The sequence below is a fragment of the Clostridium sp. genome (assembly GCF_036781005.1).
Lineage (GTDB): Bacteria > Bacillota > Clostridia > Clostridiales > Clostridiaceae > Clostridium_B.
This window is the reverse complement of record NZ_DAIQBT010000029.1, coordinates 1-20549: the sequence shown is the minus strand read 5'-3', so window position 1 is coordinate 20549 and position 20549 is coordinate 1. Positions and strand designations below refer to the sequence as shown.

Here is a 20549-nt window from a genome sequence, read left to right as displayed (position 1 = left end):
GCACATATACCTTTCCCAACTTACAGGAATTAGATACATGTGCTTTTCATTATTATTTTTCTAAAATTACTTCATTGATTCTATAATGCTATTAGCAAGGGATTCCATTGAATCTACATCTTGTTCTTTCATGCTGGAGTTCACTGATATCTCGTTGTCTAAAACAGTTATGTCTTTCATTTCATTTAAAAGTTCACGCATCAATTTATCAGATTGAGGAGCCCATGAACCATTTTCTATAAGACCAAAAGTACGTTTTTGAACATTTAATGCCTTCATATCCATAATGTAATTTAGCATTGGTGGATAAATCTTTAAGTTATAAGTTACAGAAGCAAGAACCACATGGCTATATTTAAATGTTTCAGAAATCAAATAGGACACATGAGTTTTTGAAACATCATACATAACTATATTAGTCATTCCTTTTTTAGCTAATCTTGTTGCCAAGTCGTTAGCAGCGGCTTCTGTGTTGCCGTACATTGTTCCATAAACAATCATTACACCCTTTTCTTCAGGTTCATAACGGCTCCATTTATCGTACTTACCTAACAAGTACCCAAAATTATTACGCCATACCAATCCATGTAAAGGACATATAATCTTGATATCTATAGTACTTGCCTTCTTCAAAAGAGCTTGAACATGTGGACCATACTTACCTACAATGTTTGTATAATATCTTCTAGCCTCATCAATCCAATCTCTATCAAAATTTACTTCATCATTAAATAGTTTACCATCCAAAGAGCGGAAAGAACCAAAGGCATCAGCAGAGAATAGTACACCATCAGTAGCATCATATGTCACCATAGCTTCTGGCCAATGTACCATTGGTGCAGATACAAACACAACATTATGCTTTCCAAATGACATAGTGTCGCCTTCTTTTACTTTCATTACCTTACCATCAATATGGAAACCAAATTGATTCATAAACATGAAAGCTTTTTCAGTGCATATAATCTTTACATCTGGATAACGAAGAATAATCTCTTCAATGCATGCCGCATGATCTGGTTCCATATGGTTTATTACCATGTAATCTAAAGGTCTGTCCCCTAAAACCGCTTGAATATTCTCAAGAAACTGACGGCAAATTGACCAGTCCACTGTATCAAAAAGTACTGTCTTTTTATCTAAAAGTAGATAAGAATTATATGAAACGCCTTTTTCAATAGGATGAATATTTTCAAATAGGGCAAGGCGGCGATCATTGCCACCAACCCAATAAAGATCCTCAGTTATATTTCTAACACAATACATATTTAATCCTCCTTCATACCAAAACACATTATTCCATTTATTTAATCATGTAAATTATACTTCTATAAATTCATCTTTTCCTTCACCGCAAGCTGGACAAGTCCACTCTTCAGGTAAATTTTCAAATAGTGTACCTGGCATTATTTCGCCTTCTGGATCACCTACGCTAGGGTCATATTCATAACCGCATCCGTTACATACATGATACTTCCAAGTTGGAGCAGCTTTCTTTGGAATTGCTCTTTTCATCTTCTTCATTGGTGGTGCTTCCTTCTTTGCTTCTCCATTATCTAAAGCAGCAGTAAGTAGTGGCAATATCTCCATCAAATCTCCAACAATACCATAGTCCGCATTTTTAAAGATTTTAGCATTAGGATTTATATTTATAGCAACAATTGTGGAGGCATCCTTTATGCCTTTCAAATGCTGACTCGCACCTGAAATACCACAGGCAATATAAAGATTTCCTTTGAACTTTTGACCAGACATACCAACATAACGATTTAGTGGTACATATTTAAGTGTTTCAGCTACTGGACGAGAAGAGCCTATGGCTGCACCAGCTTGTACTGCTAAATCTTTTATAAGCTTCATATTTTTCTTTTCTCCTATGCCTATACCTGCACTAACTACCCTTTCAGCTTTACCAATAGGAGTATCCAAAGGAATTCCAACTGTAAAATCATAGCCATCTTCCTTAAGAGCTTTTACTAGAGCATTAACTCTTTCTTCAGGAGTTCCTTCCTTAAAAATAACTTTCTTACGATAACCTGTAGCAGGTTCTCTCTTAGAAGTTTTACCTGTGTGCTCTTCCTTAGGCATTTTTCCTATAATGTTAGAAGCTATAACCACACGCTGAATCTCATTAGTTCCTTCATATATTGTACAAATCTTAGCATCCCTATAAGCACGTTCAACTTCCATACCCTTCATATAACCGCTTCCGCCAAATATTTGTAAAGCGTCATTTACAATCTCAAGGCAAACATCGGAAGTATATTGTTTAGCCATAGCGGCTTCCATACTATAATGCTCATGATTTTCTTTTAGCTCTGCTGCACTATAAACTAGTAATCTTGCTGCTCTAAGTTTTGTAGCCATATCAGCCAACTTAAATGCTATAGTCTGCTGCTGACAAATAGGCTTGCCAAACTGAATTCTTTCTTTTGAATACTCTAGTGCATGTTCATAAGCACCCTGTGCTATACCAAGAGCCTGAGATGCAATACCAATACGGCCGCCATCTAATGTGGACATAGCAATTTTGAAGCCTTCTCCTTCTTTACCTAATAGATTTTCTTTAGGTACTTTTACATTATTGAAAACCAGTTCTCCAGTTGCAGAAGAACGAATACCCAGCTTATCGTAATGTTTACCAAAGCTAAAGCCTTCAGAGTCCTTCTCCACAATAAATGCACTGATACCACGAGTACCTATATCAGGTGTAGTAACTGCAAAAATAATGTAAATATCAGCCTCACCTGCGTTTGTTATGAAAATCTTTTCTCCATTTAAAATGTAGTGATCTCCTTCTAACACGGCAGTGGTCTCAGTACCAGCAGCGTCACTACCGGCATTTTCTTCAGTAAGACCAAATGCTCCAAGTTTCTCTCCCTTTGCCAGTGGAACCAAGTATTTTTGCTTCTGCTCCTCAGTTCCATAGGCAGCAATTGGATATGTACCCAAGGATGTATGAGCGGAAAGGATTACCCCTGTACCACCATCAACTCTTGATAATTCCTCAACGGCAATTGCATAGCTTAATACATCCAGACCTGCTCCACCGTATTCTTTGGGATATGGGATTCCCATCATGCCCATATCAGCTAACTTATGAATTGCTTCCGAAGGGAATTTATTTTCCTGATCCAACATAAATGCAATAGGTTTTACTTCCTCTTCAGCAAATTCTCTAATTTTTGTTCTCAAATTTTCATGTTGCTCTGTAGTCTTAAAAAACATAAATACACCTCCGATTTATCTAATATATTTCATTGCATAAAGCATATTTTGAAACATCTTATTTAAATGTATACTTAATTCGTATATTTTTATTGTATACCTAAACAACATATTTTTCAACCCCAATTGAAACTTTTTTTATCATGATTACCAACTAAATAAGTTAAGTTATTTATAAACATTTCAATACTGAAGTAAACACATCTTATTTAATTTCACATATGATATAAAGAAACAAAGACAATATAAATATTTTATTACATTACTGATGGTAAATATGTTTCTGATTAGCTATATAATATGGAGGTCAATGTTATGAAAAATGAAGTAAGTCTATGTATGAGTGTAAAAAATGAAGAATACTATTTGCCAAGATGCTTAAGTAGTGTTAACAACATTGTAGACGAAGTCATTATTGTTGATACAGGTTCTACAGATAAGACTGTAGAAATTGCAAAAAGCTTTGGCGCTAAAGTTTACTTTTTCCCTTGGAATAATAATTTTAGTGAAGCGAGAAATGAATCATTAAAATATGCATCTAAAGAGTGGATATTGATTTTAGATGCGGATGATGAATTATACACTGAAGATCAAAAAAATTTAATAGCCTTATTAAATAGGCAGTTAGACGAAAATGCAATTTATAATTTAGTAAAAATTCACCACTATGGTTATATGAATAAAGGTATAGAGTCTAAAGATAAAAGAAATAGAACTATTACTCTCCTAAAGGAACAAATAAAAAAAGATCCAGATAATTATTTTGCCTACTTCAATCTAGGCACTGAATACGCTGGATTAAATGATACAAAAAAGGCTTTAGATTATTATTATAAATCTTATGAAAAGTTTGATCCTCTTAATGGATATAGTTTTTTGCTAATACTACGAATAGTTAAGTAAAAATACACCTTTAGAAGATTTCAAAAAAATTATGGAGGAGTTTCTTTCTAATTCTTCTAAGGCTAATTTAATACTTATAGATTTATTTTATAGTGAAGGCTATTACGAAACTGCATTAGATTACATTAAAAAATATGAACAAACTTCAGTGATTACAGAAGATCTAGTTCTGCTGAAAGCTAAATGTCTTGTAATGACCGGTGGCTTTAATGAATGTCTAGCTATAAATAATATAGATAAAAAAAGTTCCTCCTATTTAAATGGTTGTATAGGTGCTAAAATAATCAATCAGTGGGTATATCATAAACTCTTTACTACTATCATTATAAAAATTATTTGTCTTGAATAATACAAGCTCTGCACTGGAAATAACAACATTACTTGGTATTGAAGAAATATCAAAGAACAAATAACTGACGTAAATAAATCCTCCATCTCCACCTACAATTATAATATCTTCATTTATATTTCCATTTGACTGTTTATTTGTTACTGTAAGACTTTTGATTGCGGGAATTAGTATACTTTGCAAATCTACCACCCCTTTTTAGGGCTTAATCTGAAGCATGGAGTCAATTATGGTTCCATGCATTTTTTAAAGAATTAGTGTTAATCCTCTGAAACATATGACCATGCTGGTACTACGGTAACAGTGTCTGAACCCAAAAGCTTTGGTACAATTGCCAAAGTATAAGAGGTGTTAACAGCTAAAGCTGTATCACCTGCACTATTATCATAAGCTATTACCTTATAAAATGAACGATTTCTAGTTGGAGTAGAAGCGTTAGTAACATTAAGTGTAATTATTAAATACCCAATGCTATTTGTAGCAACAGTTCCTGTAACATCGACAGGACGAGCTGTAGCAGATTGAGGGGTATCAAAATCAAGTGTTGCAGCCATAGGATTTCGCCTCCATAAATTTTTAGGGCTTCTAATCCTACTATAATATATGAGCTTGTACATATAGTGTGCTATTATTTAAATAATATATTGATGCATACAAAAAGAGCCTAAATATTAGGCTCTTTGAACTGGCACATAACTCAATTTATTATCTTTTTTTACAATTTTATATATTTGGGATACTTTAATATTATTGTTCTTTACTATATCTATTACGGTTCTCGTATCCTCTATGTGAAAAATTATTGATTGACTGCAGCCTCTTGAAAGCCCACAAGGAGTAGAAATAAGCTTTACATTACACCCTGATTTTTCAAGCTCATTATATAACAACATTGCTTGGTTATATGAACTGAATACCATTAAAAACTGATTTTCATAAACTTCCACAAAATTCATCTCCAATTTTAATTCATAAATTACATACCACATTATATATTATTCAGTAAAGCTGTTATATGCTATTCTTAGTCCTAAAAAATTAGCGTTCATTTAAGGATAATATATTTTTTAGTGAAGAAACAATTTTACTAAACAATCTCTTTAAATTTAAAATGTAGCTTTTCTTTTTTTTCATATTCTTCACTTCCTGCCTTAGCAATTCCAGCTCTTCTTCTTTTTCTACATATAAAGCTTCAAGTTCATTCAATCTTTTTTCCTTAATTATAAGACTATCCTGAAGAAAACTTATTCCTTCATTTAACTGGTTTTTATTTTCATTAAAGTTTGCCATGCTGTTATTTATAGTTTTAAGTTTATTTTCACAATATTGTAGTTTAATTTTTTGTTCTTCCACCATTTGTTTGAGCTTAACAATTAAAATATCCTTTTCTTCTAAATCTTTATCACTTTTATAAGACTTGTTAATTAAATATTTAGTATAGAATAGATACTTATTACTTTTATTACTGCTATGGACAATTCCACAAATATTATCCACCACCAAACATTCTATATTATTATTATCTACAACAAAAATTTCCCCTATATACATATTTCTTTTATTTTCTTGAAAATTTGATATATATGTTGCTTTAAATATACTTGATGTTTCTATTAATTCAGCCTGGGGAGGAATGCTAAAAACTTCTCCATGGTCAATAGATACGGTACTGTAAATTTGATTATTTTGCATCCACAAGCACCAAATATGTTTATTTATTATAAAAAAAGCACATGAAATAATATTATGACCACTCCAGATATTATTACGATTATGGTGTAATGGATTACCCCTACAATAGGTAATGGAATAAATGCTTTCTTCATCCTTTTTTATATAAAGTGAATGTATTTTGTTCTCAATTGCCAATAAAGAATATTCTACAAATGGCAAAGAACAATCATCAATAACATAAAATTCAGACCAGCTTTTAGCATCAGCACTTAGCAGCCTATATCCAAGTTCATGATTATTTTTATATTTTTGATACATAATGTACAAAACATTTTCACTAGAAACATGTAAGTAAAAAGGAATATCATAATGGAAGTAAATATCATCTATTAAACTTGGTGAAGATAAATTACCTGTTCCATCAATAGTTTGAAAAACTATAGTTATTTTATTACTACCTTTGTGGTAAATACTATAAAATAAGAATAATCTATTTTTGTACAAAACAGTTCTAAAATAAATATTAAAGATATCTTCTTTACAATTATGCATAAGATAATATGCCTTCCAGTTTATATGGTTAAAAATGTGCAACATTAAGTTTCCATCCAAATCTTCGTATACAACACATATACTATCATTGGGTAAAATTGTTGCTGAGAATTTTTCTTTCGCTTCTTTTATCAATATACTGTAATTGGACCAAATTTCTCCTTTGCAGGTTTTATACACAATACCACGCTCTATATCGTATTTAAAGCTCCATATAGTGCCATCAGATTGCTTTAATATATACATGTTTTGCTCCATAGTTACCATAAACCTACACCCTTTTCACATAATTCTATTTATATAAAGTATGCAAACTATATTGAATGTTATAACTTATATTTTTAATAAAAACTGTAACACTTTTTTTCATAGTATCGTACTATAATATTGGATAATAAATCTCATAATTATATTAGGGGGATGTTATAATTGAAAAATATTCAAGATATTATTAAAGAAATGGAAAATTTCAGCGAACAAGTGGCAACAACAGTAATAGATGAAAATACTAAATTAACTTCAGAAGAAGCAGAAAAAGAACTAAAGTCTTTACTTGGTGATGCACCAACAGTAGCAGACCCAGTATTAGGAACATCTTGTTGTGTAGTTAATGTTCCTAATGGCTTTACTATTCCAGTAACATCCGATGATGATCCAACTGTCCCCGTTACAAACCAAAATATTATTTTTACTACTACCAATTTAGCTTGCTGTGTCAATCCTATTACTGTTACCTGCTCTGCTGCAGATTGTACTACTGGTACATTTCAAATGCCTGCATTTGAAGTAAGGCTTGTAGGATGTATTCCGTTTATAGCCAATGTTTTCCCGATAACAGGACCACTATTGCCTATTAATACAACATGTGAGGCTGTTCCAGGCACTACGAGTATATGCTGCATCAATAATTTCTGCGTAAACAAGCGTATAGGTGTGTTTGCTACTGAAGCAGAAGCTAAAGCACTTTGTAATGATCCAACTCTCCTTACCTGTGCTAATATAACTGCCGGCTTAGTAGCAACGAGATTATCACTTTGTGCTGGTAACGGTCAGGCTGTTCAATTTGCTGTTACATTTAGTTCAGTTTTAGGTAACTGTTAGTAAAAAGTAGCTTCCTATGCTTATAGTACCTTTTGATTTCAGTTCAATATGATGTAATCGCACTAAAAAAGGCTCCTGTATTGATAGTACAGGAACCTATTTTTTTGATTTAATTATATTGTAAAGTTTAGCTATTATATGCTCCTTTTCATCTATTATATCTAGAAGATTCCTTATTCTTTCGTTTGTGTTTTTAGTTAGGGTATCCATTTCCTCCCTTAATTTTGCTATCTTCAATTCATAATAATTATTAGTATCTAGATCTTCATGATTTTTTTTCATATTTTCTATTTTCAACTTCTTTAATTCAATTTTATAGTCTTCGATGCATCTATTTAATTTTTTTATAGTTTTATTGTTATCTTCTAAGTCTAATCGTAACTTATCAATATAAGTATCATTGCCCTCTATAATTCTGTTGTTTGATAACATAGCATATATATAATTTTTTTCTAAAGCAACTGCTGCATTGCTATGGCTGTCTTCTAATTTATCCATACTTAAACTTTCATAACTACAGATTAATTTAGGATTAATTATTTGATAAATGACCTTCAGATAGAAAAAATATATTGAGTTAAGTTTTAAATCCTTATCTTGTGAAAAATTGCTTAAGTATGTTAGTTCCTTCATATTTTCTTCTTTAATGCTTATCCTAAATTCCTTGCTCCAATTTATTAAGTTATCAGATTTTTTATTACGCTTGTGCCTGTATTCCATAAATAATAAAAAATATTATTTATGGAAAATATTATAGGCTTTAGGGCATTAGAATTGCTACTGGAAATATTATTGTAACTCCATATAGAATTTAGATTATTAAAATCTTTATATAAAGCATGAGTTTCAGCATTATTATTTATGATTTTATTAAAGTATATTATACCCATACCTTTTGGAGAGATGAGAAATTTTAAGTTATTTATATTTTTAATCAAAATATTGTTCTCAAAATCACTCCATTTTTTGTTACTTGTATTATACCTTATTATGGTATATTGCCCAAAAACACTATTTTTACAGTAAAATATATATATATCTTTTTCATAGAAATCTAAAAAATATGCGCGTGTATATTTTGAATAATCTATTTCTGTTACTTTTTCATTAGTCCATTCATTTGAATTTAAATAGCAATGATATATGTAGTTACATTGTTTAGTTTTATCGTTAGCTGCGAAAAAAATATGCACGCTAGAGTCCATAGATAGTATATTAAGAGAATAAATAAGTATTTCACTTTTTAAGCATGGTATTTCTATTGGGCTAGAATTGCTATTAAAATCAATATACATAAGCTGCCCCTTATTTGTGATGCAAACTATATATATTTTATCGTTTTTATCTATGTACAAAGAATATTCTAAAATATCTTTTATGAAAGTATAGGTATTGGTTTTTTTTAGCCCCTGAAACCTTTCTACCATTAAACTACCGTTATTAATATAAAATCTATATAAATTATCTTTTGAAGTTCTAACTATGTAACTGTTATTACTCATTGAACTTCCCCCAAAAAAATTTTTCCTTATACTATAAAAATATGTATGCAACATAAGTATTATGAAACATATATTTTATATCTGTATGCATTTTTTCGTAAGTCACATATTATAAAGTGTACCAATTCTATAGTTCTGCAAAGGGCATATATCATAAAAAGATATAAAATTTATAAATAATATAGGAGAAATGCAATATGAAAAAAATGTTGCTTGATGAATATCAACAGCCCAATATAAGCTATATTAAATCATCAACTGAAGCTATATCAAAATATCTAAAAAAGAATACTATAGTTGTGTTAGAATCAACAACATATCCAGGGACAACAGAAGAATTTATTAAGCCGATTCTTGAACAAAGTTCAAGTCTTAAATGCGGTAAAGACTTTTATCTAGGTTTTTCCCTAAAGCGTGTTGATCCTGGCAACTTGATTTATAAAACAAAAACACTTCAAAAGTTGTTTGTGCTATTGGAAAAGGTGCTAGAAAATACCTATAGAGATATAAATATAGGGTTAATTAACGAACTTACAATGCTGTGTAATAAAGTGGGTATAAGTATATGTGAATGGTTCTAATATTTTAGTACTGGGAGTTGCATATAAATAAGATATTGATGATTATAGGGAAAGCCTTTAAGGGTATGGAAAGTCTAACCATAGGCACGGTAAGAGCTGCTGATTTGATTATTATTACAACGGGTCATGCCAATGTTGATTACGATTTTGTTCAGGCAAACGCCATAGCTATTTTTGATACAAAAAATGCTATGAAAAATGTACAAAAACGTGAAAATATTGAAATTTTATAGTAAACTAAAAAAGAATAAGATAATGATGCTTTGTAATCATTATCTTATTCTAATATGAAAATAAAATATATATAGAATCCATCATTTTAAAGTTTTATATTAATGAGGACTTTTAGAGCACTATTTTACAATCTATAATTGTAGATATCCTTAATAGCTTTAACAACTGCCTCAATATCCTGGAAACTATTAAAATACCCAGGGCTTATTCTAACGGTACCCTTATTCAGCGTTCCTATTATTCTGTGAATAAGGGGCGCACAGTGATAACCTGTTCTAACAGCTATTCCTTTTTTATTTAGAAGATATCCTACATGAGAGCTGTCCATTCCATCAATATTAATAGAAACAACTGCACTTCTATTTTCTGCATTTAAGGGGCCATATATTTTAATATAGGAAAGCTTCTGAAGCTCCTCCAGCAAATCCTTAGCTAAATCTTCCTCGTGATTTTGGATGTTTTTTCTTCCGACTTTTCTAATAAACTTTAAGCCTTCACAAAGACCAGCAATACCTGGGGTGTTTAAAGTTCCACTCTCAAATCTGTCAGGAAGGAAGTCTGGCTGAATCATAGAATGAGAATTACTGCCTGTTCCTCCTTCCTTAAATGCTTCAAGGATTAATCCCTCTTTAATATAAAGGCCGCCGGTACCTTGTGGACCAAAAAGACCTTTATGACCAGGAAAGGCAATCAAATCAATATTACAATCTTGAACATTTATATCTATAGTACCTGCACTTTGCGAAGCATCTACTATAAATATTATTCCGTAATCCTTTGCAATTTTTCCAATGGCTTTTATGTTTTGCACAGTTCCTAAAACATTTGAAGCATGATTTACTATAATAGCCTTGGTATTTTTTCTTATTTTCTTCTCTAATGCATCAATATCTAAATAGCCATTTTCATCAGTGTCAATAAGAGTATAGCTAATTCCACTTTTACTTAAAGAATTTAAAGGTCTAAGCACGGAGTTATGCTCTATAACTGTACTTATAACATGGTTTCCGCTTTTAAGAACACCCTTTATAGCTATATTAAGCGCCTCAGTTGCATTGCTTGTAAAGACTATATTCAAGGGGTTAGAAATGTTGAACAATTTACAAAGTTCCTGTCTAGTCTCCATAACTTTAGAAGAAGCTTTTATAGCCATATCATGTGAACTTCTTCCAGGATTTGCAGCATAACTTTTCATACAGTTTAAAACTTCGTCATAAACTTCAGTTGGTTTTGGAAAGGTAGTAGCAGCATTATCTAGATAAATCATAAGTACCTCCTAGTATAATTTTATTATTATTCGTTTAGTACCCTATGATTTATCTTATGAAGTAAGTAAATTTTATGCTACAAGGAATTTCCCACAGTGTGTAACCACCCCAGTGGTATTTCCATTTTTTGAAAGGGGTCAGTCCCCTTGCTTCCACTTTTTTACAAGGGTCAGTCCCTCTTATGAGGCGATATTAAACTTTCTAACTAAATTAACTCCGATTATTCCTCCAATAGTTAAGGCCACCATGAATGTCCATCCTGATAAGGAGAAATTACATATTCCTGAATATAAGGCTCCTATGTTACATCCAGCTGAAAGTCTTGCGCCGTATCCCATAAATATTCCACCTATTGCATAGAAAACAATATCTTTAAATTTAAAGCCTCTCTTAAATGAAAAATGTCCTGCTAATAATGGAGATATTAAAGCACCTATAATTATTCCTAAGTTTCTCATTGAACCTGGGTCGTTCATAAACCCTGCATTTATATTCTTCATCTCTTTTGCAAAATAAGGCCATTTTGAAACATCAATTAACCCTATTGATTGATATATCCAAGCTCCCCAGTATGCAAAAGTAGAAGTTACTCCCCAGCTCTTGCCTGTTGAAAGTAATATTACTTCAAACATAACTGATAAAAGCACTGCTCCAGTATAGAAAGACCATCTTTTTATAAAGAACTTGTGATAAGTTTCTTTACTAAAGAACTTGTATTCAGCTGGTTCTTCCAATTCCTTTTCCCACTCTTCATATTCTAATGGAATAAGTGTATTTTCTCTTTTTCTCTTATTTTCATACCATTTTGCAAAAACATAAATTCCTAAGAATCCTAATAATGAAATTACTATGGCTCCCATATAACCAAAAACATCTGGTAAATAAACTCTTGTATTCCAAGAATAAACGAAAGTAGTTTTCCACCAAGCCATATCATGTGCTCCCCATACAGATCCTGTTACAAAGAAGAATAAAACTATTAATGCTCTTCCTTCACCTTCACCTGCATCTGTAAGTGTTCCAGAGGCACATCCTCCACCTAGCATCATACCAATACCAAATATTAATCCACCTAATGTAGCTAAAATACTAACGGGTTCAACATTTTGAGTTCCTGGTATTATCTTAGCTCCCTCTATAGCTTTATAAGCAACCTGAGCACCATTAAGATATGAACCAAAGTGTAACCCTGCTGTCATTATTAATGAGATGGTAAGCAATAACATTAATGCTTTTGTTAAACTTGAATCTCCAGTTACATATAGTTTTCTTATACCTCCTGCAAATCCAAATCTTGATCTTTGCATTAAATATCCAATTGATAGTCCAGTTATTAAAAACAATCCCAATTTAGGGTTCTTTGCAGATTGGGATGATGCAAAAGCAGCCATAGCTATTAAAATTATAAGTCCAATAAATGTTTGTGTCTTATTTATAGTTACTTTTTCAGAGGTTCCCTTTACAGAACCTGATTTAGTTCTAGTTCTTATTTCTGTCTGATTATTCATATTTCTTTCACTTCCCCATTTCTAGTTTTATTTTTTTTGTGCAAGTCTAATCTGTTAGTTAAACTATATTAGACTTGCACTTGGGTTGATATTATCGGAAATTATAATCTGTAACTATTTTTTCTCTTCCTGTTGTCACGTCATTGAAATACTCATAGAATGATATTCCCATAAATCCACCTGAAACATTATAAACATTTTCGTATCCTAAGTGCTTAAGCGCCATTAATGCATTATAGCTTCTTTGAGCACTTCTGCATTGTAGATATACTGGTTCATCCTTAGGTATTTCATTTATTCTTTGTCTTATTTCACTAAGTGGTATGTTTTTAGCTCCAATTATGTGACTTAATTCATACTCTTTTTTTTCTCTTACATCTATTATACAAGCTCCTTTTTTAACTAAGTCTCTAATATCCTTTTCTCTTACTTGTTTGAATTCGCCATGTAATAGGTTAGTAGCAACATATCCTGCAAAATTAACTACATCCTTAGCAGTTCCAAAAGGTGGAGCATAGCATAATTCTAAGTCTCTTAAGTCGTCCACTGTTGCTCCAAATTTAATAGCTGTAGCAATTACATCTACTCTCTTATCTACATTCCCTCTGCCAATTGCTTGAGCACCTAATACTTTTCCTGTCGGCACCTGGAAAATCAACTTAAAGTGAAGTGGTTCACATCCTGGCATTAGACCAACCTTATCTCCTGGAATTACTTTAGCTACTTCATAATTAATATCTAATTTAAGTGCTTTTATCATTTCTTCATTTAAACCTACTGAAGCTGCATTATAATCAAAACATTTTACTATTGATGATCCTATAAATCCTGTATTTCTTACAACTCTTCCATGAATATGGTCAGCAACTTGTCTTGCTTGTTTTTGAGCAGGTCCAGCTAATGGTAATCTAACTGTCTTTCCAGCTAAAGCATGGTATACTTCAATAGCATCTCCAACTGCATATATATCCTTGTCGCTAGTTCTATAATTTTGGTCCACTTTTATAGATCCAGTTTCTCCAATTTCAAGACCAGCTTTAACAGCTAATGAAGTCTCTGGAGCTACACCAATGGCCATAACTACTGCCTCTGCTTCTATCTTCTTACCAGATTCTAAAACAACAGTATCTTCTTCAAAGGCACTTACTTTATTTCCAACAATTAGATTTACGCCCTTATCATACATTTCTTTGTGAAGAATCTGAGCCATATCATAATCAAAAGGTTTCATGATGTGAGGAAGAGCTTCAATTAGAGTTACATTATGTCCTGCTTCTTTTAAGTTTTCAGCAACTTCAACTCCTATAAATCCTCCTCCAATTACTGAAATATTAGTTATTCCCATTGCTTTTACAGATTTGTTTAGCTTGTCTATATCTACAACATTTCTTACTGTAAATACCTTTATGCCTTCAATTCCTTTTATGGGAGGAACTATAGCCTTTGCACCTGGAGATAATATTAATTTATCATAGTTTTCAGTGTACTCTTCTCCAGTTAATGTTTTTTTAACTGTCACTTCTTTTTTCACTCTATCTATGGCTATAACCTCATTATTGACCCTAGCATCTATATTGTACTGTGCTAAAAACTTATCTGGGTGCATAAGTACTAGACTTTCTGCCTTCTTTACTGTTCCACTTAAATGATATGGCAGACAGCAGTTTGAAAAGGATACGTGAGGATCTCTTTCAAACATTATTATTTCATCTTCTTCACTTAATCTTCTTAATCTGGCTGCTGTAGATGCACCACCTGCAACTCCACCTACTATTAAATACTTTTTACTCATTTTTACCCCTCCATGATTTAATTGTTTTATTTATAATTTGTTAAATTTATCTCAATATCTATGTTAATTATAATACAATCCTATGCCATTTTATAATAAACAAGTGTTATACAGCATAACACTTGTTTATATGATGATCTTTAACTTTGGCTATTAATAATTTTTAAGATTTCTTCTCTAACATTCATATATTCAGGTGTATATCTTGCTTCTTCATGGCTTACACCTAAAATATGATATGTGAAATCCGTATTAAATTCCTTAATTATTCTACCTGGCCTGCTTGACATTACAATAACTCTTGTTGCAAGGGCTAAGGCTTCATCTACATCATGAGTAATAAGGAAAACAGTATTTTTGGTCTTAGTCCAAATAGTTCTTATTAAGGTTTGCATATTTTGCCTTGTTAAAGCATCTAATGCTCCAAAGGGTTCATCCATTAAAATCATTCTTGGCTTATTTACTAAAACCCTTGCAAGAGAAGCTCTTTGTTTCATACCCCCAGAAAGTTCATAGGGCTTATGTTTTTCAAATCCATTTAAACCAACAAGTTCTATGTATTTATCTGTTAATTCTTTAATTTCGCCTTTTGAAAACTTTCTCATTTTTAAGCCAAAAGCAACATTATCATGAACATTCAGCCATGGATATAAGGTAGGGCTTTGAAAAACAACTCCTCTATGCCAATCCGGTCCACTAATAGGGCTGTTATCCATTGCAGCCTCTCCCTCTGATGGCTGAAGAAAACCTGCAATAATCTTTAATAAGGTACTTTTACCACAGCCAGATGGTCCAAGTACGCATATAAATTCCCCTTCTTTAATATTTAAATTTATATGTTGAAGTGCAGTAACATCACCTTTTTCCCCACTATATCTTAAACTCACATCTCTCACTGTTACCACACAGTCTGTTTTATCTTTTACTATTTCATCCATGCAAAACTCTCCATTTCTATTACATTGCTTTAAGCTTTCTACAGATTATTTTATAGCCTTTTCTATAAATGACGGGTTTACCGCTTTTTCAAAAGTATCCAGCTGAGGTTCTTTTTTAAGATTCTTTTGTTTGTATAGGAAATCAGCTGTATCTTTTAATGATTTTACTAGGTTACCCTTTTTATCGCTTGTTCCAAAATAAGCAGGATCTAATTGCTGTTCAGCAGTAAGCCAAATAGAGCCTTTTGTTTGTTTTAATGCTTCCTCTGGTGTAATTTCTAAAGAATCTGAAAGTGTTTTAATAGCATCTGCTTGATTTTCATTATATAGCTTCACAGCTTTGTTTACAGCCTTGATATACTTTGTTACAAGATCCGGATATTTATCAGCAAACTCCCTCCTAACAACCTCTACGTTAGATGTAATAACGCCTTTCTCCGCCATATCCTTACTTGAAATTATACTTCTGCCATCTTTTAAAAGATTAGAAAGTGTTGGTTCCCATACATAAGCTGCATCAATGTCACCTCTTTGCCATGCTGCATATATATCAGGCATTTGCATATCAAATAGTTTTATGTCTTTTTCAGACATACCATTTAACTCTAAAGCCTTTAATAAACTATAATGTGTTGTTGTAGTATATGGTGTAGCAACCTTTTTCCCTTTAAGATCCTTTATAGAATTAATATTTGAATCCTTTTTAGCAACTAATTGTTCTGCATTCCCAAGAACTTCATGTATCCAAATTGTTTCTATGTCAATACCACTTGCAATACCCTGTGCTGCAGAAGCTGACCCAAGTAAGGCAAAGTCAATATCCTTTGAAACAAGAGCGTTTCTTATGTCCCCTGCTTGGAATTCAATAATCTTAACCTTAACTCCAAGCTCTTTTTCAAAGAAGTCTTTTGCTATAGCAATTTTTTCATCATTAGGCATTTGCTGAGTGCCTATGTTTACTACCTTAGGTAAATTTGATGAAGCACCATTATTTTTCCCATTGCCTGCGGAATTTTTTGATGATGCACATCCTGCAAATAATGCTGCCGTCATAGCTACTATTGCCACATTAGCTAAGATTTTTTTAAAATTCATTTATATCACTCCTGAATTATATTTTTATTCTTTTCCCTTCCAAGGAACAATTTTATTTTCAATAAACTGTATACTTTTGTCTAATAAAATTCCTGTAATCCCCATTATAATGATTCCCAAAAATATAATATCGCTTCTCATATAACGACTTGCATCCAATACCATCCAACCTATACCAGAGTTTGCAGCAACCATTTCAGCAGATACCAAAGTAGTATAAGCAACACCTAAAGCTGTTCTTAACCCTGTAAAAATGTCAGGTAAACACGCTGGAAATATTACATGAAGAAATACTTGCATTTTACTGGCACCTACTGTATAAGCACTATTTATGTAATCCTCTTTTACTTTTATAACTGCTGATACGCAAGAAATATATATTGGTGCAAAACAAGCTAAAAATAGAAGTGCAATCTTAGATTCATTTTCAATTCCCATCCATAAAACTAAAAGCGTATAATATGCTAATGGCGGAAGTGGTCTATAAAATTCTATAATAGGCTCAAAAATTGCCCTAAGTTTTGAATTATAACCACTTGCAAGTCCTAATGGAATAGCAATTATCATAGCAGAAAAAAAGGCGCTAATAAGTCTATTCATACTTGCCCCTAGATGCTGAAATAGTGTATAGTTTTTATATCCATTCTGCATAATATCAATTAATGCATCCCATACGGATTGAGGAGATGGTACTATTTTGGGATCAACCAATCCTAATTTTGTGGTCATAAACCATATTACTAAAATAACAATTACTGTTACACCAGTTAATACCCTTTCACCTATTGTTTTTTTCTTCACCACTACTCCCCTTTTCTTGTTAATTTTATCTCAATCTTTATATCAATTATAATATAGCCATATAGGTTTTTATTATAATGATTCATTATACTGCATAACAAATCATTATATTGCAAAATTATCCATGAAAATAACTATGGCTTGTATTCATTTTTATTGCAACTAATGATACAATATAAGTTATTAAAGTATACAGATTATTTTAAATTTAAGGGTGTGACGATGTGAATCTTGAGTATCTTCAGTCATTTTACGTGACCGTAAAGTACAATAGTATATCAAAAGCTGCTTACCATCTTCACCTTACTCAGCCTGGACTTAGTATGCAACTTAAAAATTTAGAAAAAGAACTTGGGTCAAATCTTTTAATAAGAAGTAACAAAGGTGTTAAGCTAACAGAGGAAGGAAAAGTTGTATTTAACTATGCTGATACTCTATTATCTATTAAAGTCAATATAGAAAGAGATCTTAAAAATTTACAACAGGATGTACCAAGGTTACTTATTGGTTCCTGTAAAAGCATAGGGGAGTATGCTCTTCCTTGTACTATATTTGTCTTTAAAAAACTCCATAAGGAGTTAGATATAAATATGGAAGTTAACAATTCATCTGAAGTTATAAAAAAATTATGTGATCATTCCATTAATATAGGAATTATTCAAGGTAATCCAGAAGAAGACAGCCTGGATATTGAATATATAACCTCAGATGAATTGATTTTAGTTGGAAATAGTAGCGAAAACATAGATCATATTACTATAGAAGAATTAAAAAAATTGCCTCTTATACTGAGAGAGGAAAGCTCTAATGCCAGATACTTAGTAAAAAATGCTTTTCAAGAAAAAGGTGTTTTATTAGAAGACTTAAATGTTATTTATTCTCTAAATTCTCCAGAAGCTATTAAATCTTCTATATTAGCCGGGAAAGGAGTGGCCTTTTTACCTAAGATAATAGTTAAAAATGAATTAAAAAAGGGTCTTCTTAAACAAATTACGGTGGATGAAATTAAAATAGAATTTAATTACTATCTTTGCTATAGAAAAAATTACGTACTTACCAAATATGAGAGGATGTTTGCAGATTTTATAACTTCTAATAAAAGAGCATTTTGTTAAAAAAATAGGAGGTATATTTCCTCCTAGATTAATTTAGATAAAATTTTAGTCCCTACTACAGCTCCCAAAACAACAAAAATCCAATAAACCCACGCATGTAAAGAAAAGGATGGTATGCCACCGAAAAAACTTCCAATATTACAGCCAGAAGTAAGTCTAGCTCCATAACCCATAATAATTCCCCCCACAAGGGCAAGAATAGTCTGCTTTTTATCCTTTAACCTTTTCAACTTAAATTGAGATGATAACAATGTTGCAATTAAAGACCCTGTAATTACACCAATATTTAAAATTGTATATTTATTAATAAATAAATTATGATTTAAAATTATATCGTTATATGTATAATTAAATATTTTAAAAAACCTCCAATCATATACCTTAATACCAATGAAATCTAATATCTCCATACCCCATGTGAGAAAACCAGTATTTATATGCCATACTGTTCCCGTTATTGCCAGTAAAGTCACATTAAAAATGCCCAATAATATACCTCCAACCCAGTAGGGCCAGGGTTTTTTTAACCATTCAACCATATTTTTAATCCCCTCCTATATTATCATGGCTTTTGAATATAAATTTCCCATTCTCCATTCTCTAAATCCACTACTCTTACCAAGTAATTATTTTGCTGCCCCCATTCTTCTACAATAACTCCAATGCAACTTTGGTCTGAACGCAAAACTAAAATATCTCCACATTGCATTGTTTTTAATTCCTTAACCGCCTTAATTAACGGAATTGGACATGGTTCATACAGACAATTAAGTTCTCTTACTGCCATATACACGCCTCCCTCATGTTTTTAATTTTTTTTATTTTCATATCCACTTGCTATCCTATATAAAATCATTAAAACAACTAATTGAAGTATAACTACAATTCTTAAATCCACATATTCCGGAAAGTAAATTACTTTTGTATTACTAATAATTTTGTCATACCAAAAGGAATAATTATTTGCCCCTAAAATATTACCTATTATAAATCCTAATGAAACTACCCAAGGGAAGGCATGTCCCTCTCCAATTCTCGTAAGAATCGTTGAACTACAGCCTCCAGCAATAGTCATACCAATTCCAAATATAAATGCTCCTATTGCAATATGAGGGCCTACTGAAGTTATAGAACCTGGAATACGTATATAATCTATAGGATTATTTTCAAGATAGATGTATTGAATTATGCCAAAGCCTACAGTGCTTACCATCATAGCCAATAATAAAGCCTTTAAAAGCTTTGTATTTCGCAAAATAATAAAATCCCTAAGTGCTGCTGAAAAGCAAAATCTAGAATATCTTAATGTAACACCAAATCCAATACCTATAATCCAATAAGGAATATATTTATAATTATATTTCCATAGAAACGCACAGATAGCTAGTGCAATTAAAAAGATGCTAATTGCATATGGAATTTGATTTTTTTGTTTTTTATTTGTTTTCATCTGCCTCTGCTGTATTAATAAGTCCATATCATTAATCAATATATCACCCCCGTATCATCATTACAAAATAATATCATTTTTTTTATTTATTTACAAGTTGTATTATGTGACTGCCAGACCTTTGTAAAAACTATAACAGTTTCAATATAAAAAAAGCTTCAGATGAATTATTTTGTCACCTGAGGCTAAGAGCCAAAACCTTGGCTGAGCTTGCTACTAATTTGCCATTTTCTAATTCATATTCTCTTTAATCTTTTCAATTTCTTCTTTTGTCAGCCCTGTTGCTTGCATTATAGCTAATAAATCCATTCCCATTTTCAATAGATTTCTAGCTACTTCTATCTTGCCTTTTTCTATTCCTCTTTCCTCTACTTTGGGATCATAAAAGCTTTTCACCATATTCCTTACCTCCTCATCTATATTCTCATACCTTCCATACATATCTAAAAAATAAGAAT

The 20549-nt window shown here is 31.6% G+C and carries 23 protein-coding genes and 1 pseudogene; 6 read left to right on the top strand and 18 right to left on the bottom strand.

What is annotated here, in order from left to right:
- Positions 1-66: 66 nt before the first annotated feature.
- On the bottom strand, positions 67-1266 hold the full coding sequence (locus V7Q02_RS11720; RefSeq protein ID WP_333861203.1) for an FprA family A-type flavoprotein: 1200 nt from the start codon (positions 1264-1266) through the stop codon (positions 67-69).
- A 54-nt stretch (positions 1267-1320) separates the two neighbouring features.
- Positions 1321-3228: an acyl-CoA dehydrogenase family protein gene (locus tag V7Q02_RS11715; protein WP_333861202.1), complete on the bottom strand. Its 1908-nt coding sequence runs from the start codon at positions 3226-3228 to the stop codon at positions 1321-1323.
- Between the two features lie 300 nt (positions 3229-3528).
- Between V7Q02_RS11715 and V7Q02_RS11710 the strand changes: the two genes are divergently transcribed.
- Together V7Q02_RS11710 and V7Q02_RS11705 are read left to right on the top strand one after the other, a co-directional pair.
- Positions 3529-4131, top strand: a complete 603-nt coding sequence (locus tag V7Q02_RS11710) for a glycosyltransferase family 2 protein (protein ID WP_333861201.1) — start codon at positions 3529-3531, stop codon at positions 4129-4131.
- Between the two features lie 31 nt (positions 4132-4162).
- The gene (locus V7Q02_RS11705) at positions 4163-4480 is read left to right on the top strand and encodes a hypothetical protein (RefSeq protein ID WP_333861214.1); all 318 of its coding nucleotides are present in this window, start codon (positions 4163-4165) and stop codon (positions 4478-4480) included.
- Here V7Q02_RS11705 and V7Q02_RS11700 read toward each other — a convergent pair.
- From V7Q02_RS11700 to V7Q02_RS11685, 4 genes are all read right to left on the bottom strand, one after another.
- Positions 4388-4672 carry a DNRLRE domain-containing protein gene (locus tag V7Q02_RS11700; RefSeq protein WP_333861200.1) on the bottom strand — a complete coding sequence of 95 codons (285 nt, stop codon included), beginning with the start codon at positions 4670-4672 and terminating at the stop codon, positions 4388-4390. The genes V7Q02_RS11705 and V7Q02_RS11700 overlap by 93 nt on opposite strands.
- 68 nt (positions 4673-4740) lie before the next feature.
- Positions 4741-5034, bottom strand: a complete 294-nt coding sequence (locus V7Q02_RS11695; protein WP_333861199.1) for a hypothetical protein — start codon at positions 5032-5034, stop codon at positions 4741-4743.
- Positions 5035-5151: 117 nt separating this feature from the next.
- On the bottom strand, positions 5152-5427 hold the full coding sequence (locus tag V7Q02_RS11690; RefSeq protein ID WP_333861198.1) for a DUF3343 domain-containing protein: 276 nt from the start codon (positions 5425-5427) through the stop codon (positions 5152-5154).
- A gap of 91 nt (positions 5428-5518) precedes the next feature.
- Positions 5519-6952, bottom strand: coding sequence for a hypothetical protein (locus V7Q02_RS11685; protein ID WP_333861197.1), 1434 nt, complete (start codon positions 6950-6952; stop codon positions 5519-5521).
- A gap of 234 nt (positions 6953-7186) precedes the next feature.
- On the opposite strand from V7Q02_RS11685, the gene V7Q02_RS11680 reads away from it, so the two are divergent.
- Entirely contained in the window at positions 7187-7807 is a 621-nt protein-coding gene (locus tag V7Q02_RS11680) for a hypothetical protein (RefSeq protein ID WP_333861196.1), read from the top strand.
- 96 nt (positions 7808-7903) lie between these two features.
- Here the strand turns inward: V7Q02_RS11680 and V7Q02_RS11675 are convergent, their stop codons facing one another.
- Both V7Q02_RS11675 and V7Q02_RS11670 read right to left on the bottom strand, forming a co-directional pair.
- Complete coding sequence (locus V7Q02_RS11675; protein ID WP_333861195.1) at positions 7904-8440, bottom strand: hypothetical protein; 537 nt, start codon at positions 8438-8440, stop codon at positions 7904-7906.
- 44 nt (positions 8441-8484) lie between these two features.
- Positions 8485-9309, bottom strand: a complete 825-nt coding sequence (locus V7Q02_RS11670; protein WP_333861194.1) for a hypothetical protein — start codon at positions 9307-9309, stop codon at positions 8485-8487.
- A gap of 197 nt (positions 9310-9506) precedes the next feature.
- Between V7Q02_RS11670 and V7Q02_RS15970 the strand changes: the two genes are divergently transcribed.
- On the top strand, positions 9507-9890 hold the full coding sequence (locus V7Q02_RS15970) for a hypothetical protein (RefSeq protein WP_442882167.1): 384 nt from the start codon (positions 9507-9509) through the stop codon (positions 9888-9890).
- A gap of 17 nt (positions 9891-9907) precedes the next feature.
- Complete coding sequence (locus V7Q02_RS15965; protein WP_442882166.1) at positions 9908-10123, top strand: hypothetical protein; 216 nt, start codon at positions 9908-9910, stop codon at positions 10121-10123.
- Positions 10124-10248: 125 nt separating this feature from the next.
- Here V7Q02_RS15965 and V7Q02_RS11660 read toward each other — a convergent pair whose 3' ends face one another.
- The 6 genes from V7Q02_RS11660 to V7Q02_RS11635 all read right to left on the bottom strand — a co-directional run bounded on the left by V7Q02_RS11660 (position 10249) and on the right by V7Q02_RS11635 (position 17526).
- Positions 10249-11391, bottom strand: a complete 1143-nt coding sequence (locus tag V7Q02_RS11660) for an aminotransferase class V-fold PLP-dependent enzyme (protein WP_333861193.1) — start codon at positions 11389-11391, stop codon at positions 10249-10251.
- A 180-nt stretch (positions 11392-11571) separates the two neighbouring features.
- Positions 11572-12828, bottom strand: a complete 1257-nt coding sequence (locus V7Q02_RS11655; RefSeq protein ID WP_106062854.1) for a YeeE/YedE family protein — start codon at positions 12826-12828, stop codon at positions 11572-11574.
- 163 nt (positions 12829-12991) lie between these two features.
- Positions 12992-14692: an FAD-dependent oxidoreductase gene (locus V7Q02_RS11650; protein ID WP_106062831.1), complete on the bottom strand. Its 1701-nt coding sequence runs from the start codon at positions 14690-14692 to the stop codon at positions 12992-12994.
- A gap of 140 nt (positions 14693-14832) precedes the next feature.
- Positions 14833-15630, bottom strand: coding sequence for an ABC transporter ATP-binding protein (locus tag V7Q02_RS11645; protein WP_106062832.1), 798 nt, complete (start codon positions 15628-15630; stop codon positions 14833-14835).
- A 45-nt stretch (positions 15631-15675) separates the two neighbouring features.
- Entirely contained in the window at positions 15676-16725 is a 1050-nt protein-coding gene (locus V7Q02_RS11640; RefSeq protein WP_333861192.1) for a taurine ABC transporter substrate-binding protein, read from the bottom strand.
- Between the two features lie 24 nt (positions 16726-16749).
- The gene (locus V7Q02_RS11635; RefSeq protein ID WP_106062834.1) at positions 16750-17526 is read right to left on the bottom strand and encodes an ABC transporter permease; all 777 of its coding nucleotides are present in this window, start codon (positions 17524-17526) and stop codon (positions 16750-16752) included.
- 224 nt (positions 17527-17750) lie between these two features.
- Between V7Q02_RS11635 and V7Q02_RS11630 the strand changes: the two genes are divergently transcribed.
- Positions 17751-18641, top strand: a complete 891-nt coding sequence (locus V7Q02_RS11630) for a LysR family transcriptional regulator (protein ID WP_106062835.1) — start codon at positions 17751-17753, stop codon at positions 18639-18641.
- Between the two features lie 23 nt (positions 18642-18664).
- On the opposite strand, the gene V7Q02_RS11625 is transcribed toward V7Q02_RS11630, so the two are convergent.
- From V7Q02_RS11625 to V7Q02_RS11610, 4 genes and pseudogenes are all read right to left on the bottom strand, one after another.
- On the bottom strand, positions 18665-19180 hold the full coding sequence (locus V7Q02_RS11625; protein WP_278335562.1) for a YeeE/YedE thiosulfate transporter family protein: 516 nt from the start codon (positions 19178-19180) through the stop codon (positions 18665-18667).
- A gap of 23 nt (positions 19181-19203) precedes the next feature.
- Positions 19204-19428, bottom strand: coding sequence for a sulfurtransferase TusA family protein (locus V7Q02_RS11620; protein ID WP_106062837.1), 225 nt, complete (start codon positions 19426-19428; stop codon positions 19204-19206).
- A 21-nt stretch (positions 19429-19449) separates the two neighbouring features.
- On the bottom strand, positions 19450-20130 hold the full coding sequence (locus V7Q02_RS11615; protein WP_106062838.1) for a YeeE/YedE thiosulfate transporter family protein: 681 nt from the start codon (positions 20128-20130) through the stop codon (positions 19450-19452).
- A gap of 192 nt (positions 20131-20322) precedes the next feature.
- A pseudogene (locus tag V7Q02_RS11610) lies at positions 20323-20549 on the bottom strand (hypothetical protein); the annotation flags it as partial.